The organism is Liquorilactobacillus hordei DSM 19519, from assembly GCF_019443985.1.
GTDB lineage: Bacteria > Bacillota > Bacilli > Lactobacillales > Lactobacillaceae > Liquorilactobacillus > Liquorilactobacillus hordei.
Genome location: NZ_CP049303.1, coordinates 140,831 through 157,690, shown reverse-complemented (window position 1 = coordinate 157,690; position 16,860 = coordinate 140,831). Strand labels below are relative to the sequence as shown.

Sequence of the window (16,860 nt, the reverse complement as noted above, 5' to 3'; positions counted from 1 at the left end):
AGATGGATATATATATTGCAGTTTTTAAGACAATTATCTTTTTAATAATTATCATCTTCATGATTAATATTTGCCTGAAGTATTTAGGAAAGTATACGAATCAAAGCAAACGGAATTTTAGAATCATTCAGAAAATTGCAGTGAGTAAGACTTCAGCAATAGGCATAGTGCAAATTATTGATACTTACTATGTGATGAGCTTTTCAGAAAATCGCAATGAGATTTTGAAAGAATTGAATGACTATGAAGTGACTCAGCTACTGGATTCTTTGGAGAACCCTAAAAGTAGTGAGAATAATAGTAAAGATTTCAAACAAATTCTTCAGGGTATGAACGACAAGATTCAAGAGCTTAAGAAGAGGAAAAGATAATGAAAAAGAAAATTGCCATGGGGTTGGCTGCTGTTAATATCTGTTTTTGGAAGTTATTCTTGTTCCCGGTAACAGTTTCTGCTATTGGTACCAAAGATATTACATCAACTGTTAATAATTTACTGAATAATAATTCGAGTTCTACAACTACTATTAATACTTTTATTTTACTAACTCTGTTATCTATTACACCGATATTGTTAGTAATGATGACCTCTTTCACAAGAATCATAATGGTACTTTCGTTCGCGCGAAGTGCACTTGGAACACAACAGAATCCGCCTAATCAGGTTTTACTTGGCTTAGCTTTGTTTTTAACATTTTTTACAATGCGTCCTGTGTATACAGATATCTATCAGAATGCGATCAAGCCCTATAACCAAAATGAGATAACGCAACAACAAGTATTTGATCGTTCAGAGAACAGAATAAAAGAATTTATGTATGGTCAGACAAGAAAAAAGGATATCCAGCTTTTTGTTGATGTTTCTAAGGAGAAAGTCAATGTTAGAAAATACAAAAAAATTCCATTGACAATAATCACTCCAGCGTTTGTCATTAGTGAATTGCGAACAGCCTTTAGTATTGGATTCTTGTTGTTTATACCATTCTTAATTATTGATATGGTAGTTTCAAGTATTTTGATGTCAATGGGGATGGTAATGTTATCACCGGTCATGATTTCGTTACCATTTAAAATATTGTTATTTGTACTGGTAGATGGTTGGTACTTGCTGGTAGAGTCACTGATCAGGAGCTTTTATTAGGGAGTTAGGTAGATTTTATGACAATCGAAGTGGTTTTACAGGTAATTAGAGACGCTTTTATTAGAATCATTTTAATTTCGGGGCCAGCAGTTGGAATCGGAATGTTGGTAGGATTAATAATTAGTATCTTTCAGGCTACTACCCAAATTCAGGAGCAAACGCTGAGTTTTGTACCAAAATTGGTTGCTATTTTAATTACGCTAATTCTTGCAGGTAACTTCATGATGACAATTCTTCTTGAATTTACGAAGAATGTATTCAAGATGATTGCGAAGTTGTGAGGTGACTAGATGGTTTTGATTCAGATAGGGGCTCTTTTGCTATGTAGAGTGATGTCTTTCATTGTACTTTGTCCAATTTTTTCGCAGAAAGGCTTTCCTAATTTTGCGAAACTTGTCGTTGGGGGTAGCTTAGTAGTCTCAGCCTATCCTGCAATTACAGGTTATAAGGAAATCACTAATGGGGTCTTGTTGGGCGAGGTTGCTATCAAAGAAGTTATTTTTGGATTAGCAATGGGATATCTAAGTCAACTTGTTTTTAGCGGGGTTATGATGGCGGGACAGATGATTGATTTCCAAGTGGGTTTTTCTATGGCGCAAGCATATGACACAATGACGGAAATTCAATCTGCCCAGTTTAGTAAATTATATTATTGGCTAGCAGTCTCTGTATTTTTTATGCTTAACCTACAAAACTTAATGATTTACGGTGTTATTAACTCCTTCAGGATTGTTCCTTTAGGCGCTGAAAATATAAATGGGGCATCAGTAGATGGAGTGGTTCAATTATTTGAGAAGACCGTTGAGATGTCAATTAGCTTGGCAGCACCAATGGTTGTAGCTGTATTAGTAATTGATATTTTGTTAGGGGTCATTTCAAGATCGATTCCACAGATTAATATTCTAATGATGAGCCTTTCTGTAAAAACAATTGTTAGTATTTTAATATTTCTATTAGCTTTATCAAGTTTAGCAAGCTTTTTGGGCAATAATCTTTCTGAAGGTATAGGAAACATGCTTGAGTTCATAAAATCTGTAAAATAGGAGAGCAAGATGGCCGACAAAGATGGGAAAACAGAAAAACCGACTCCCAAAAGACTAAAAGATGCAAGAAAAAAAGGGGAAGTTCCAAAGACGCCAGAGTTGAACATTGCAGTATCCTTATTAATTTTTGCATTTATTATTTTGCCTTTATGGGAATTTATTCTTCAGGAGTTCCTACCCTATTTAACGCAGATGATAGAGCAAGTTGCAGAATTTAAAGTACAGATAAGTGATTTACCTAAAGTAGCAATACAAGCTGTTTTAATGATTTTATTACTTGCAAGTCCATTCATGTTGATAAGTGTTTTTCTTGGAACTTTTATAAACATTATGCAGGTTGGATTATTGTTTACATGGAAACCATTGAAACCTGATTTTAAAAAATTAAATCCAGTTAATGGCTTTAAGCAGATGATAGGCCTTAGATCACTGGTAAATATTGCAAAGACACTGGCAAAATTAGGCGTGATTATCTATCTCTGTTACCAACAATTTATGGCAGAGATTCCGACAATAATTAACTTGAATGATGTAGGCCTGCAAAAGATCCTTTACTTTGTTTTAGATTTTACTAGGTCATTGATTGAAAAAATTTCTTTTTTCCTATTGGTTGTAGCAATTTTTGATTATGGGTATCAAAGATATACACACCACAAGAGTTTGAAAATGACTAAGCAAGAAATCAAAGATGAATTTAAACAACAAGAAGGGGACCCTAAGGTAAAAGCACAGCGAAAAGCTAAATATCAGGCGATGTCACGTAATGCAATTTCAAAGGTCAAAGAAGCAACTGTGATGGTTACAAATCCAACGCATTATGCGATTGCAATAAAGTATGATCCGCAAAAAGAAGGAATTCCGTTGCTTTTAGCAAAAGGTGCAGATGACTTAGCACAACGAATGAAAGCAGAAGCTAAGAAAATGCATGTGCCGATGATTGAAAATCGGCCAGTTGCAAGAGCAATATACGCTAAAGTAGAACCCGGTGAATTTATACCAGCAGAGATGTATGAGTCAGTTGCGGCAATTATCGCGCTAGTTTATCAACTGGAAGAAAAAGAAAAAAATAAGATTTAGATTGAGTTTTGGGGGATTAGTAAACAAATGAGTAAAAAAAAGCTTAAGAAGAAAAGGACTTTAAATTATGCTGATGTGATTGTTTCTTTTTTGGTAATCAGTATTATCGGATTAATAATAATACCATTACCTGCGATAGCATTAGATATACTAATCGTTATTAATTTAGCAGTTGCAATCAATATTTTACTTATTACGTTATTCACTAGAAGTGTGTTGGAGTTTACAACTTTCCCAACATTGTTATTAATAACAACGATGTTTAAACTTGGTTTAAATATGTCTTCGACGCGACTAATATTAACGGCAGGAAATGGTGGAAATGTAATTGCAGCTTTCGCAAATGTGGTGGCAGGCAGCAATTATATAGTTGGGATTATTTTATTCGTTATTATTATGGTCGTTCAGTTAGTAGTTGTAACTAATGGTGCTGGGCGTGTTTCAGAGGTTTCTGCAAGGTTTACCCTTGACGCAATGCCAGGAAAGCAAATGGCAATTGACTCTGATTTGAACTCTGGACTGATAAATGAAGAACAAGCAAGAAATCGCAGGAAAGACTTACAAAGAGAAGCTGATTTTTACGGTTCAATGGATGGAGCTAGTAAATTTGTTAAGGGTGATGCAATCGCCAGCATTATGATAACCTTGATAAATCTGATAGCTGGGACAATTATTTTCACTATGAAAGGTGATTTATCAATAGCTGATGCATTAGCACAGTTTGGCAAGCTATCAATTGGTGATGGTTTAGTTAGTGCGATTCCTTCGTTACTAATTTCAATTGCTTCCGGTATTATTGTTACGCGTTCTGATAACAATAGTTCCTTTGGTTTGGATATTGCATCTGATGCTGTAAGATATCCTGTTCTATTTAGAATTGTCGGTGTAATCTTGCTGGTATTGTCAATAGTACCAGGTTTTCCTTTCTTGCCATTTTTATTTATTGGAATTGGAATGTTTGTTGCAAGTATGTTTATCAAACAAACAGAACAAAAGACGGCAATTAGGCGAAAAGAAGAAGAGCAGAAGTTAGCATTAAAACGTAAGAAAAAAGAACAAGAAGAAGATGAATCAGTTTCTTCCTTCCAAGTTGAACCAATTGCAATTGAAATTGGCTATGGTCTGATTTCACTGGTTGATAGCACAGTGGATAATAGTTTGATGAGTAGGATAGTTGCCATTCGCAAACAGACTGCTAGAGAGCTAGGAATTCTTGTTCATCCAGTTAGAATAAGGGATAATCTGTACCTTGAATCAAATGATTATTCAATCAAAATCAGAGGGAATGAAGTGGGAGCAGGGCAAATCTATGCAGATAAGCTGATGATTATCAGCCCCGATGACGAGCCATTTCCATTCAAAGGTATTCCGACAAAGGAACCGGCATTTGGGATTGATGCAATGTGGATTGATCAAAAAGATAAAGAAGCTGCTGAAATACAAGGGTTTACAATTATTGAACCTTTAACAGTAATTGCCACACACCTAAAAGAAATTATTTTTGGAAATGCACCTGAATTACTTGGTAGACAAGAGGTCCAGAAGCTCTTAGAAGGAATAAAGGAGCAAAATAATGTCGTAATAGACGAGTTAATACCCGAGATTTTACGCTTGGGAGAAGTTGAGAAAGTCTTACAGAATTTATTGGAGGAAAAAATTCCAATTAATGATTTAGCCACAATCCTAGAAACTTTGGCTGATTATGGGTCAGTTACTAAGGATACAGAAGTGCTGACTGAATATGTAAGACAGGCTCTTAGACGAACAATTGCTGCTAAGTATGCTGACGAACAAAAGAGCATTAAAGTAGTAACAATTCATCCGAAGGTGGAAGAATTAATTACACAGAGTATTCAAAAGACAGCTACTGGGTCATATCCAGTATTGAAACCTGATTCAGTTAATCAAATTTTAGAAGCTCTCAATAAGATTCAGCAGGAACTTACGCTTAAGAATATTGAATTTGTAGTATTAACTTCTCCTAAAATTAGACTGGCTTTTCGAAAGTTAATTTCCTTTAACTTCCCTAACATGTCAATCTTATCGCTGAATGAAGTACCTAATGAAATTTCGATTGAGACCGTAGGAACAATTAACGTTTAAAAGTTTTTGATGAAGGGAGTATGGAGATAATATGTATGAAGCTAGTCCTGAAGATGAAGTTTTGAAATATCTTCCTTTGGTTGAAAAAGTTGCTAAAAGAGTTCCAATCAAAAGTACAGAGTATGAATACAGCGATTACTATAATATTGGCGTAATCGGTCTGATTGATGCATTACACAAATTTGATGTTACGAAAAAGGTACCTTTTGAGAGTTATGCAGCAATCAGAATTAGGGGTGCAATCATTGATGAAGTCCGAAAGCATTCAAGAATTTCAAGATACAAGATGGTTGCAATTAATAATTTTTACAAGGCAAAACAAGAACTTGAACAAGATCATAAAAGAGAAGTCACTGACAGTGAAATTTGCGAAAAGATGGGAATATCTAGCACACAGTTAAATGAAATTTATGAGAATATCCATTATCTGGCTAGTATCTCTCTTGAAGGAACAATTTTCCCTACAGAAGGGGAAGGTGGAGTTTCTTTGGGAGATGTTATTCCTGACAATAGTGGAACTAATGCTGAACAGAAATTAATGGGTGAAGAATGCGAAGCAGCCTTGACAAGATGCATACAGAAATTAAACGAACGTGAGCAGTTAATCTTGAGTTTGTATTATAAAGAAGAAGTAACTTTAAAGGAAATTGCTGCTATTTTAGATATTTCAATAGCAAGAGTTTCACAGATTCATGGAAAGGTAATCGCAAAGTTGAAATTATCGATGGGAGATGAATTGTCGTGATCCGAGGATTAGATACAGTTGAACAAAGCCTTGATGTTTTACTCAAAAGGCAAGAAAATACTAGCGGAAATATCGCTAATGTTAATACAACAGGATATCAGGCAAAACAACTATTTCAATCAACATTAAAAGAAGTTCAATTTGAGAATCATCAAGGAGGACCAAATGTTTCTGAACGACAAAATATAGGTGGCTTTACGTTTGGAAATGCCATCGATGGTTCTTATGTTGACAGCAGTAAAGGCTCAATGAAAGAAACTGGAAGGGCTACTGACTTTGCAGTTAATAGTGACGGATATTTTACAGTTAGAATGAACGATGGCTCTCTTGCATATACAAGAAATGGAAATTTTAAGCTGAACAACCAAAATCAATATATGACCCAAGAAGGTTATCAAGTTATTGGAAATAATGGACAGGCTATTACTGCAAGTAATAATCCAGCATTTAGAATAGTAAGTATTCCTAATGAGCAGCAATTAACTGATGCAGGAAATGGTTATTACACAACTAATCAAAATGTACAAATTAATACGAATCCCAATGTGATGCAAGGCTATTTAGAACAATCGAATGTTTCGATGTCTGATGAAATGGTCACATTAATGCAAACGGGTAGAGAATTCGAAGCTAATCAAAAGGTTTTGAGTTCAACAAATGAAACTCTAGACAAAGCTGTTAACAGTTTAGGAAAAGTATAGGAGTTAGTATAGATGAATATTTCGGGTATTTTGTCCATTAATAAGTCAGGAATAAATGGACTACAAAATAATATGGACAACATCGCAAATAACATTGCAAATTCAGAAACAATTGGTTATAAAAATAGAAATACAACTTTCCAAGAGTTAGTCAACAATCAGACAACAGCTCAAGAAGCGAATTTAACTGCTGGAACGAGCCTAGGATTAAATACTGGGGTGGGTGTCAACAGTGAATCAATTAATTTTGCACAGGGTAGTCTGCAACAAACAGGAAAGACAACTGACTTTGCAATACAAGGACAAGGATTTTTTGGAATATATAATCAAAATGGCGAATTATTATTAACCCGAGATGGGAGCTTTACACGAGACAGCACGGGTCAATTGGTGAATGCAAGCGGGAATAAAGTAGCAGTGGATGCAACTATCCCTGAAACAAGCTGGCCAAATGGTGACTTAAATGTTGCAAGTGATGGCAATATAAGTATTGTGAACAATGGAATCAGCACCTCTGTTGGAAAACTAAGAATGTATTTACCACAAAATAATGAAGATCTAGTAAGTGTTGGTAATAATAATTATACCGTTAAAAATGGGAATCAGTTGCAAGTGATGGCAAATCCAAGTATAAAGCAAGGATATTTAGAAGCTTCAACAGTTGATCTAGCAGATTCTATGACAGATATGATTGCAACTCAAAGGGCATATCAGATGAATGCCAAGGCACTGCAGGCAACTGATGATATGTTTGAGGTAATTAATCGCCTAGCCAACTAATATTTCAAGAGGTGAGACATCAATTGATAGATGTAAGAAAAGTTACAAAGATATATAAAGGGAGAATTCATGCGTTAAGAAACATTACATTTTCAATAAAACAGGGTGAATTTGTCTATGTAATTGGTGCTAGTGGTGCGGGAAAATCGACCTTACTGAAACTCTTATATCGTGAAGAAATTCAGACATTCGGAAGTATCAAGATAGGTAATACTTTTGCTAGTCAAATTACTCATAAGCAACTCTACCTCTTAAGACGACAACTGGGTGTTGTAATGCAAAGTGATTTATTCTTATCTAATCGCACTGTTTTTGAGAATATTGCTGTGTGTGTCGAAGCAGTTAGTGGTGCTAACAACAGCAAGGTAGCTATACGCACGAACGAAGCTTTGGATGTTGTGGGAATGCTCGATAAAAGCAGTAGAAAAATTAATGAATTATCAATTGGTCAACAAAAAAGAGTTGCGATTGCTAGGGCAATTGTTAATCATCCATCAATTGTTTTGGCAGACGAGCCAACTGCAAATTTGGATGCAAAAGCTGCATTAGAGATAATGAAGCTTTTTTTTAAGATTAATAGTATGGGAACAACAGTCATTATGGCAACACATGATAGTACTATGGTAAACACGGTTCGTGAACGAGTACTTGAACTAAGTAAGGGTGAACTGGTTAGAGACGAGCAAGATGGGGGATATACCCGATACCCTGATAATAAAGACGTGTATATCTGGTAATAAAGTCTTAATAATTTCGATGAATTTCCGATATGAAGAGCATAGAGTTGTGTGAGTTTTTAACTAACCTTACTCGAGTCTAAATATATGTTGTTTATATCGGAAGGGGTATTAAGTATAATGTCCAAGAAAATTTTAAAGAAAGTTCCTAAGAAAACTACAAAGTTAAGAATAGGTGCATTTAAGTCGGTTCTTTTTACTTTGCTTGTATTAATTATTGCCTACTTAACGCTTGTTAGTGGAAGTACCGATACTGCAATGAGCAATAAGTTTTTTGTTTTTGCAGTAAGTATATTGGTAGTGCATCTGATTTTGTGTGTTGTCTTAAATTACACCGCAGCAAATCCTTACAGTAAAGATCTCGAATATATCCATCAAAAACTTAATCAGGTTGTTTCTGGGGATTTGTCTAGTTTGGATGACTTGACTCCATCAAAAAATGATGATCCTTTAATTTCGAAAGTAAAAGATGATGTGCATAGTTTTGCCAATACTTTTATCGCCGTGGTTGTGGGAATGAAAAGCGAAAGTACCAAGATGAGTGAAATGACACTGAAACTTGTTAAGGTTTTGAAAGAAGCAGGTATGTCTGTTGATGGTGTTAAAACAACAATGGGAAATATTGCAGAGGCTTCAGGCTCACAGGCGGCAGAAGCAGAACAGACTTCAAATGATATGCAAGAACTTTCTAGTAAAATAGAGAAAATCTATAGTGAAATTGAGTTGATGAACGGCTATGTTGAAGACTCTAAAAAGACAAATACAAGTAACTCAACTATGATGGTTCAGGTATCAAGTAACTGGGAAGAAGAACGAAAGACACAAGCACAACTAGTTACCGAAATGGACGAAATGAATAAAGATATTCAAAGCATCGGTAATATTGTTGAACTAATCACAGATATTTCTGAGCAGACAAATCTTTTGGCACTTAATGCATCAATTGAAGCTGCAAGAGCAGGAGAAGCTGGACGAGGATTTGCAATCGTTGCAGAAGAGGTTAGAAATCTTGCGGAACAAAGTAGCGAGTCAACAAAAAATATTAGAGAAATAATCACGTTGATCAGAAATAAATCAGAACATATGGCGGCAGCACTGAATACCTCATATGAGAGTAGTGAACAACAGACAGACTATATTGGAAAAGCAATTAATTCAACTGAACAGATTTCGATTTTAGTTAAGAAATTTGTCGGAAGCATTCAGCAAGTAGAAAAAAATATAGCTGCAGTGATAGATGAAAAAAATATGGTTGGTCATTCTATGGAAAACATATCTTCAGCTATTTCTGATACATCGGCAGGAACACAGGAAGTAACTGCGACAGTTGAAGAACTTCAATTGAATGTTAAGGAATTTGAAAAGAGTGTCAAAGAAATTGAAGAAATTGCAAATATTCTGAAATTCCAAGTGGATAGTTTTAAACTCTAAAAGGTTAATTTAAGGGAGATGGCTTTAGATGGTGAAACAATATATTGTATTTAAAAGTCATGAGCAGATGTTTGCGTTACCAGTAAGCATAGTAAAAAGGGTAGTTGAATTTCCAAAGTTTATAATACTTCCGGAGGTACCCGAATATGTTCTAGGTGCAGTGGAATTTAACAATACAATGGTACCTATTATTGATTTTAAAAATAAGCTTTTTGGTGAAAAAGTTGAAGAAAATCCAAGCTCCAAAGTCATTTTGTGTAATTGGGAAGATAATTCGTTGGGACTATTGATTGAGGAGATTATTGGAATTACGGAGTTAACTGAGACAGATTACGAGGCAGAGATAGAAAGAGCAAATCTAAAAAGAGGTTATGTAGATAAGTTTTTGAAGCTAAAGGATGATGTTGTAATCTCAATTAACTTAACATATCTTTTTGATAACAAACAAGAAGATCAAATATTAGATGCACTTGAAGAGACTGCGTCAGAAGGTACTTTTGATGACAGTACTGAAGAATGAAATAAAAGTTGGGATTGCAGAGTATAAGTTAGGAACAGAGTCCGAGAAGCTGATAACCGTTGGTTTGGGTTCTTGTGTAGGTACAATTATATATGATAAGAAGACCAAAATCGGAGGATTGAGTCATATAATGCTTCCAGACAGTGTGCCATTTGAAAATAAAGGGGTGCTGAATATTGCTAAATTTGCAAATTTAGCAATTCCTGAAATGGTTGCTGAAATCAAAAAAAAGTCACCCACTGCAGACCTGGCTGCTAAGATTGTTGGCGGAGCGAACATGTTTAATTTCAATAATGGAACAGGGATGAGTATCGGAGAACGTAATGTTTTGGCTGTTAAAAGTTCTTTAGCTAGTTTGAGAATCCCGATTATCTCAGAAAATGTTGGAGGAAACAGTGGAAAAACAATGATTGTTGACTTAAAAGATTTTAAGACAATGGTTAGAATTGTTAATCACGAAATAGTATATATATAGAAAGACGGATTTTATGAATATTTTAGTTGTTGATGATTCAGCATTCATGCGAAAAGTAATCACGGACATTGTTGAGAAACAATCCGACTTGCACGTGATGAACACTGCACGAAATGGTAAACAAGCGGTTGAATTGATTAGTCAAAATAATTACGATCTAGTACTTATGGATATTGAGATGCCAACAATGAATGGATTAGAAGCACTTAAAGTCATTCGTCGGACAAATAATGTTCCAGTAATTATCCTGAGTGCATTAAGTAAAAAGGAAAATACAATTGAAGCTTTGGCAACAGGAGCTACAGATTTTGTCGAAAAGCCGAATAACTTAATGAACTTAGAAAATGAATGGTTGGAGGAGTTTCTAACAAAAATCAGAGGAATTGATAATGAAACAAAAGATGACTCTGGTAATAAAGCAAGACTTTTTGTTAACGTACAAAAAAATGATAAAGATTTCAATACTCTCAGAGCCGTAGTTATTGGTGCTTCAACGGGAGGACCTAAAACATTACTCAGAATAATTAGATCATTGAATACTCCTACAAGGATTCCAATACTAATTGTTCAGCATATGCCTAAGGGATTTACAACTTCATTTGCTGAACGATTGAACCAGGAAAGTAAAAGCGAGGTTGTTGAAGCAAAAGAAGGGATGAAAATCGAACCAAAGATATACGTTGCTCCAGGCGACTTCCACATGGTGGTTAAAAATGGCAAGATTTCCCTGAATCAGGGACCAAAGCAAAATGGAACACGTCCGGCGGTTGATAATCTATTTATTTCAGCGGCAGATGTGTACAAGAATCGACTCGCAGGTATTATCTTAACTGGCATGGGTAAAGACGGAACGATTGGTATGAGTAGGATAAAAGATTTTGGGGGCTACACGGTTTCACAAGACGAGCAGAGCAGTGTTATTTTTGGAATGCCACGCAGTGCAATTGAAGCGGGTGTTGTTGATGAAGTTTTAAGTTTAGATGAAGTGTGTCAGAGATTGCAACAAATGATTGGGTGAGAAGATGGAACAGAATTTTACATTCTTCAACAGGTGGGTATTAAAAAACGTTGGAATTGATTTGAATAATTACAAGGAAAGACAAATGCAACGTAGAATAACAAATATTATGAATTCTGCGGGAGCAAAAACAGTCGAAGATTATGCCCGTATTCTTGAAAAAGATCGGGATGCATATAATGCATTTGTAAAGCATATAACAATCAATGTTACAGATTTCTTTAGAAACAAAGAAATCTTTGAAATATTCGAGAAGTGCTTTATGCAAAATGTGGTTCCAAAATTTGATCATATAAAAATTTGGAGTGCGGCTTGTTCGACAGGAGCAGAACCGTATTCATTGGCAATGATTTTGAATAAGAATAATGTGAGGAATACTAATATTCTCGCAACTGATATAGATGAAACTATTCTTGCAAGAGCCAGAAAAGGGCAATATACAAAGGCAGAACTAACTAATGTGTCACCAGCTGATCTGCTGAAGTATTTCAGTGAACTTGGCCCTGATAAATATGTAGCCAAAAATGAAATTAAGAAATATGTTTCTTTTGAGAAACAAGATTTATTGGGAACGCAATATCCTCATAACATGCAAGTGATAGTTTGTCGCAATGTCACCATCTATTTTAAGCTAGAAGCACGCGATGAAGTTTATCGGAAATTTAGTGAGGCCCTTAGCCAGGGCGGGTTATTGTTTACAGGAGCAACCGAAACTATTAATGAACCTAGTAAGTTCAATCTTGAAAAAGTTGATACTTTTATATATAGAAAAATCTAATGTGGAAGGAGATTTGATTAATGGACGATAACAGTGTGTACCGTAATCTGTTTTTTGAAGAAAGTGATGATAATCTTCAAAAGTTAAATGATGATGTCCTGGAATTGGAAAGCGAACCTGAAAATATCGATTTAGTTAATGAAATTTTTAGAGCAGCACATACCTTAAAAGGAATGTCTGCAACAATGGGTTATGATGTAATGACAAAATTAACTCATAAGATGGAAAATCTCTTTGATTTTTTCAAATCTGGCAAGTTAAAAGTCACAAGTGATTACATATCATTAATCTTTGAATGCTTGGATAAGTTGTCTCAGCTAATAGAGGATTTGCGCAATGATCAGGAGTTGTCGGAAGATCAAATTAGTGAGTTACTAAAAAAATTAATTGATGTTGAAGAGAGTGTCAATGGTACAAAAACAGAGGAAACTCATGGTACAGAAAATAAGACAGAAGAACTCACCACGATATTAAGTAATCGAGAAGATGCAGATATTGATGTTGTAAAGAAAGCAAGAGCACAGGGATATAATGCATTTGTAGTAGCCATTCGCATTGATAAAGGATCAATGCTTAAGGGACCAAGAGCTTTCTTAATAATTGAACATTTGGAGCAAGAAGGGGATGTTATTTATACAGAACCAACTGCCGATCTGCTTGAAAATGGTGAATTTGAGACTGACTTCAAATTAATTTACTTAACAAAAAGCACAAAAGATCAAGTTGAAGCAAATATCGATACAAATAGTGAAATTGATACCTTCATAGTAGAAGAGTTCGATAGTGATAAGGAAACAAAAAACGATGAAAAAGCAGTTAAGGCTGAGTCCAAAACTGCGACTGCTAAATCGACTGCAACAACTCCTAAAAAAAGTAAAACTACTGATTCAAAAGGTAAGAAGAATACTCCTGCAAAACATGCAAGTGCAGCTAGAAACCAGTCTATTAGGGTTGATTTATCACGCCTTGATTTATTCTTGAATTTGGTTTCCGAGTTGGTTGTCTACCGTAACCAATTGGATGATGCGAACAAAAGAAATGATGCAACTGAAGTTAAGGACTCACTTGAACAAGTTTCACGCTTGACCTCAGAACTGCAAGATTTGGTCTTGAAGATTAGAATGCAACAGGTAAGTGTTGTATTCAGTCGTTTCCCACGAATGGTCAGAGATCTGGCGAAAGAACTTGATAAAGATATGGAGCTGATTGTTGAAGGTGAAGAGACTGAGTTAGATAAGACAGTCGTTTCTGAATTGAGTGAACCTTTAATACATTTGTTGCGTAATTCAGCAGACCATGGAATTGAAAATGCGGAAATCCGGAAAAAGTTTGGAAAACCTGAAAAAGGAATAATCAAGTTATCTGCATACCAAGAAGGAAACCAGGTCAATATCACACTTGAAGATGATGGTAAGGGACTTGATCCACAGGTCATGAAAGAAAGTGCTGAAAGTAAGGGAATTGATACAACTGGCATGACAGATGATGAACTAATACATCTGATTTTCCATCCCGGCTTTTCAACCGCTAAGGAAATCACTAATATTTCCGGGCGTGGTGTAGGACTAGATGCAGTGATGGCTAAAATTGGTGATTTAGGCGGATCATTGGAAATGAAGACAGAACTTCATGTTGGTACTAAATTCGTAATAAAATTACCGCTGACTCTGTCAATTATTCAGGCGTTGATGGTTAGGGTTGCTAATGAAAGCTTTGCGATTCCGTTGGATGTTGTTGAACGAGTTGTTGTGATTCAAGAAAAAGAAATAATTACTAGCATGGACAAAGAAGTTGTGGAATATCAAGAGGGTTTGATTCCTGTTATTAGGGTAGACAAGGTCTTAGGATTAACAAATGAAGAAAATGCCAAGCAATTTGCAATTGTGGTTAAAAGCGATAAGCAATATTTTGCAGTGCTGGTAAATGAATTAATTGGGCAACAAGAAATCGTAATTAAGAAAATCGATACCATTGTTCAAAAACTTAATAAATTTCAAGGAGCAACAATCTTTGGAAATGGTTCGATTGCGCTTATCCTAGATGTTAACGCTATTTGCCAAGGAAAACCGGTTGAAAGCTAATGGAATATACTGACATTGAATTAGACGCAATCAGAGAGATCATAAATATTGGTGGTGGTAATGCAGCAACAAGTATTTCAAAACTTGTTAACCAAAAAATCAATATGCATGTTCCCGAAATCAGTTTTTTAAGTTATCATGAACTATACAAAGAAATATATACGGAAGATGAAGAGGTTCAAGCTACCATCAGTAATTTTAATGGTGATTATAGTGGAGTTTTTCTTCTAGTAATACCGGATAAATCAATTAAAAAATTGGTCAAGTTACTGTTAGGCGAAGATTCGGCATCAGATGAGTTAGAAATATCAGCAATTAGTGAATTGACTAATATAGTAACTAATTCCTTCTTGAGTGCAATTGAAGGACTGTTGAATGCAGAAATACAAACATCAGTGCCACGGACGCAAGAGGATTACTTCGGTGCCATTATTAGCAGTTCTTACTTAGCATTGGAACACTACGATGATCAAATAATGATTATGAGAAATGAATTTATATATGCAGATGAGAAAATTGATTCATCATTATTTTTAATCCCAGAGCAAGGTGTTTTGAATAAGATGGTAGAGTCTTTACGAATTTGAAAGGAGCAATAAAATGGCAAAAAGAGTCTTAATTGTTGATGATGCGGTTTTTATGAGAATGAAATTGAAGGATATTTTAGAAAAGAATGGTTATGAGGTTGCAGAAGAAGCTGAGAATGGTCAGGATGCTTTTGACAAGTACCAAGTTGCGAAACCAGATTTAGTTACAATGGATATTACCATGCCCGAGGTTGATGGAATTGAGGCATTGAAACTCATTAAGAACTTTGATGGTAATGCAAAAGTTGTAATGTGCAGTGCAATGGGACAACAAGGAATGGTCATGGAAGCAATTCGAGCAGGAGCAGTTGATTTTATTGTTAAGCCATTTGATACTGATCGCGTTATCAAGGCTTTAGATAAGGCACTATCTTAGACGTTAGGAGATGTTTGGCTGTGCAAATGATTCTCTTTAAAATGAATCAGCAGAATTTCATGGTTTCAGCGGAATCTGTTGAGGAAGTAATAGATACTATCGAAATAACAGGAATCCCCTTAGCCCCCAAGTGGGTGCAAGGGTTAATAAATTTACGAGGTAGTGTTTTGACAGTGGTAGGGTTGGCAGAATTAATTAATCTGCCACCAATTGAGAAAAAAATGAATATATTGATAATGAAGAACGAAGATAATCGTAAAGGATTATTAATAGATGAAGTGTTGAAAGTCATCGATATAGAAAAAGAGCAAATTCAGCTTGAAAGTAGCTCAGATAAGAAATATTATATTGGTGCAACCACTGTTGAGGGAAATGTAGCAAGTGTTATCGAGATAAATCAACTGATTTTTTGAGAAGTGAGGGATCAAAGTGGACCAAGTATTGACACAACAAGAAATTGATTCTCTGTTGAACGCAATGAACAACGGTGAAATTGTAGAAGAAAAAACTGAAAAAAAAGAAGAACTCAAAGTAAAGAGCTATGATTTCAGAAGACCAACAAAGCTGTCCAAAGAGTATGTCAATACGTTGCACATGATTTTCGAGGACTTTTCTAAGGTTAGTAGTAATGTTCTTTCGACGCTCTTACGTTCAAATATCAGTTTTAATCTGGCGTCTATTGAGCAGGTCAGTTACGATGAATTTATTCATTCAGTACCACGTTTTACTTTACTGGGACTTTTCCACTCTGAACCACTAAAAGGAATTCAGATTTTAGAAATGAATCCTCAGCTTTGCATGCTGATTGTGGAGTTACTTTGTGGGGGAACTGATAATGGTAAGCAGGAGAATATCTCATTAAAGGAGAAAGATTCCTTTACGGATATTGAATTGATACTTTTAAAAGAAATCGTTATTGAGATGACCAAGATTTATGAGAATGTTTGGAAAGATATTATTGAATTACAGACTGAATTTGATGAGTTGGATAGTAACCCACAATTACTTCAGAATATGTCACCAAATGAGCCGGTTGTGATGATAACATTTACCGTTAGGATAGGTGATGTTGATAGTTTTGTGAATATTTGTGTTCCTTATGTCTTCTTTGAAGGATTGACAGATAAGTTAAGTTTTCATAATTGGTTCCTGATTTATTCACAAAAATACACAAGATACCCATCAAACACATGCTTCACGCGTTTGATGGGCATTTTGCATTTTCACCTTTTAAGTGCACAAAAAGAGCCTCAGCTCTGGTATAGTTAAA

General features: G+C 35.2%; 20 protein-coding genes. All 20 read left to right on the top strand.

Annotated elements, in window-relative coordinates:
* Nucleotides 1-2: 2 nt before the first annotated feature.
* Nucleotides 3-371, top strand: coding sequence for a flagellar biosynthetic protein FliO (locus tag G6O70_RS02035; RefSeq protein WP_057870023.1), 369 nt, complete (start codon nucleotides 3-5; stop codon nucleotides 369-371).
* Nucleotides 371-1,138 (top strand): flagellar type III secretion system pore protein FliP, encoded by a 768-nt coding sequence (gene fliP, locus G6O70_RS02030; protein WP_141055201.1) that lies wholly within the window; start codon nucleotides 371-373, stop codon nucleotides 1,136-1,138. The genes G6O70_RS02035 and fliP overlap by 1 nt, the downstream gene beginning before the upstream one ends.
* A gap of 17 nt (nucleotides 1,139-1,155) precedes the next feature.
* Nucleotides 1,156-1,419, top strand: a complete 264-nt coding sequence (gene fliQ / locus G6O70_RS02025; protein ID WP_057870022.1) for a flagellar biosynthesis protein FliQ — start codon at nucleotides 1,156-1,158, stop codon at nucleotides 1,417-1,419.
* A 9-nt stretch (nucleotides 1,420-1,428) separates the two neighbouring features.
* Nucleotides 1,429-2,181 carry a flagellar biosynthetic protein FliR gene (locus G6O70_RS02020; RefSeq protein ID WP_057870021.1) on the top strand — a complete coding sequence of 251 codons (753 nt, stop codon included), beginning with the start codon at nucleotides 1,429-1,431 and terminating at the stop codon, nucleotides 2,179-2,181.
* Between the two features lie 9 nt (nucleotides 2,182-2,190).
* Entirely contained in the window at nucleotides 2,191-3,258 is a 1,068-nt protein-coding gene (gene flhB, locus G6O70_RS02015) for a flagellar biosynthesis protein FlhB (RefSeq protein ID WP_057870020.1), read from the top strand.
* A gap of 27 nt (nucleotides 3,259-3,285) precedes the next feature.
* Nucleotides 3,286-5,361, top strand: coding sequence for a flagellar biosynthesis protein FlhA (gene flhA, locus G6O70_RS02010; protein ID WP_057870019.1), 2,076 nt, complete (start codon nucleotides 3,286-3,288; stop codon nucleotides 5,359-5,361).
* Nucleotides 5,362-5,392: 31 nt separating this feature from the next.
* Complete coding sequence (locus G6O70_RS02005) at nucleotides 5,393-6,106, top strand: sigma-70 family RNA polymerase sigma factor (protein WP_057870018.1); 714 nt, start codon at nucleotides 5,393-5,395, stop codon at nucleotides 6,104-6,106.
* Complete coding sequence (locus G6O70_RS02000; protein WP_057870017.1) at nucleotides 6,103-6,807, top strand: flagellar hook-basal body protein; 705 nt, start codon at nucleotides 6,103-6,105, stop codon at nucleotides 6,805-6,807. The genes G6O70_RS02005 and G6O70_RS02000 overlap by 4 nt, the downstream gene beginning before the upstream one ends.
* A 12-nt stretch (nucleotides 6,808-6,819) precedes the next feature.
* Nucleotides 6,820-7,587 (top strand): flagellar hook-basal body protein, encoded by a 768-nt coding sequence (locus G6O70_RS01995; protein ID WP_057870016.1) that lies wholly within the window; start codon nucleotides 6,820-6,822, stop codon nucleotides 7,585-7,587.
* Nucleotides 7,588-7,610: 23 nt separating this feature from the next.
* Nucleotides 7,611-8,324, top strand: coding sequence for a cell division ATP-binding protein FtsE (locus G6O70_RS01990; protein WP_057870015.1), 714 nt, complete (start codon nucleotides 7,611-7,613; stop codon nucleotides 8,322-8,324).
* 120 nt (nucleotides 8,325-8,444) lie between these two features.
* Complete coding sequence (locus G6O70_RS01985) at nucleotides 8,445-9,755, top strand: methyl-accepting chemotaxis protein (protein WP_057870014.1); 1,311 nt, start codon at nucleotides 8,445-8,447, stop codon at nucleotides 9,753-9,755.
* An 88-nt stretch (nucleotides 9,756-9,843) separates the two neighbouring features.
* Nucleotides 9,844-10,275 (top strand): chemotaxis protein CheW, encoded by a 432-nt coding sequence (locus G6O70_RS01980; RefSeq protein WP_373566428.1) that lies wholly within the window; start codon nucleotides 9,844-9,846, stop codon nucleotides 10,273-10,275.
* Complete coding sequence (locus G6O70_RS01975) at nucleotides 10,256-10,750, top strand: chemotaxis protein CheD (protein ID WP_057870012.1); 495 nt, start codon at nucleotides 10,256-10,258, stop codon at nucleotides 10,748-10,750. The genes G6O70_RS01980 and G6O70_RS01975 overlap by 20 nt, the downstream gene beginning before the upstream one ends.
* Before the next feature lie 13 nt (nucleotides 10,751-10,763).
* Nucleotides 10,764-11,768, top strand: coding sequence for a chemotaxis-specific protein-glutamate methyltransferase CheB (cheB, locus tag G6O70_RS01970; protein ID WP_057870011.1), 1,005 nt, complete (start codon nucleotides 10,764-10,766; stop codon nucleotides 11,766-11,768).
* Between the two features lie 4 nt (nucleotides 11,769-11,772).
* The gene (locus G6O70_RS01965) at nucleotides 11,773-12,546 is read left to right on the top strand and encodes a CheR family methyltransferase (protein WP_057870010.1); all 774 of its coding nucleotides are present in this window, start codon (nucleotides 11,773-11,775) and stop codon (nucleotides 12,544-12,546) included.
* Between the two features lie 20 nt (nucleotides 12,547-12,566).
* On the top strand, nucleotides 12,567-14,627 hold the full coding sequence (locus tag G6O70_RS01960) for a chemotaxis protein CheA (RefSeq protein WP_057870009.1): 2,061 nt from the start codon (nucleotides 12,567-12,569) through the stop codon (nucleotides 14,625-14,627).
* A complete protein-coding gene (locus G6O70_RS01955) occupies nucleotides 14,627-15,214 on the top strand; it encodes a chemotaxis protein CheC (RefSeq protein ID WP_057870008.1) in 588 nt (195 codons plus the stop codon). Before G6O70_RS01960 ends, G6O70_RS01955 begins: the two co-directional genes overlap by 1 nt.
* Before the next feature lie 13 nt (nucleotides 15,215-15,227).
* A complete protein-coding gene (locus tag G6O70_RS01950; RefSeq protein ID WP_057870007.1) occupies nucleotides 15,228-15,590 on the top strand; it encodes a response regulator in 363 nt (120 codons plus the stop codon).
* Nucleotides 15,591-15,610: 20 nt separating this feature from the next.
* Nucleotides 15,611-16,003 (top strand): chemotaxis protein CheW, encoded by a 393-nt coding sequence (locus G6O70_RS01945; RefSeq protein WP_057870006.1) that lies wholly within the window; start codon nucleotides 15,611-15,613, stop codon nucleotides 16,001-16,003.
* 16 nt (nucleotides 16,004-16,019) lie between these two features.
* Nucleotides 16,020-16,859, top strand: coding sequence for a flagellar motor switch protein FliM (locus G6O70_RS01940; RefSeq protein ID WP_219934291.1), 840 nt, complete (start codon nucleotides 16,020-16,022; stop codon nucleotides 16,857-16,859).
* The last annotated feature ends 1 nt before the right edge of the window (nucleotide 16,860 follow it).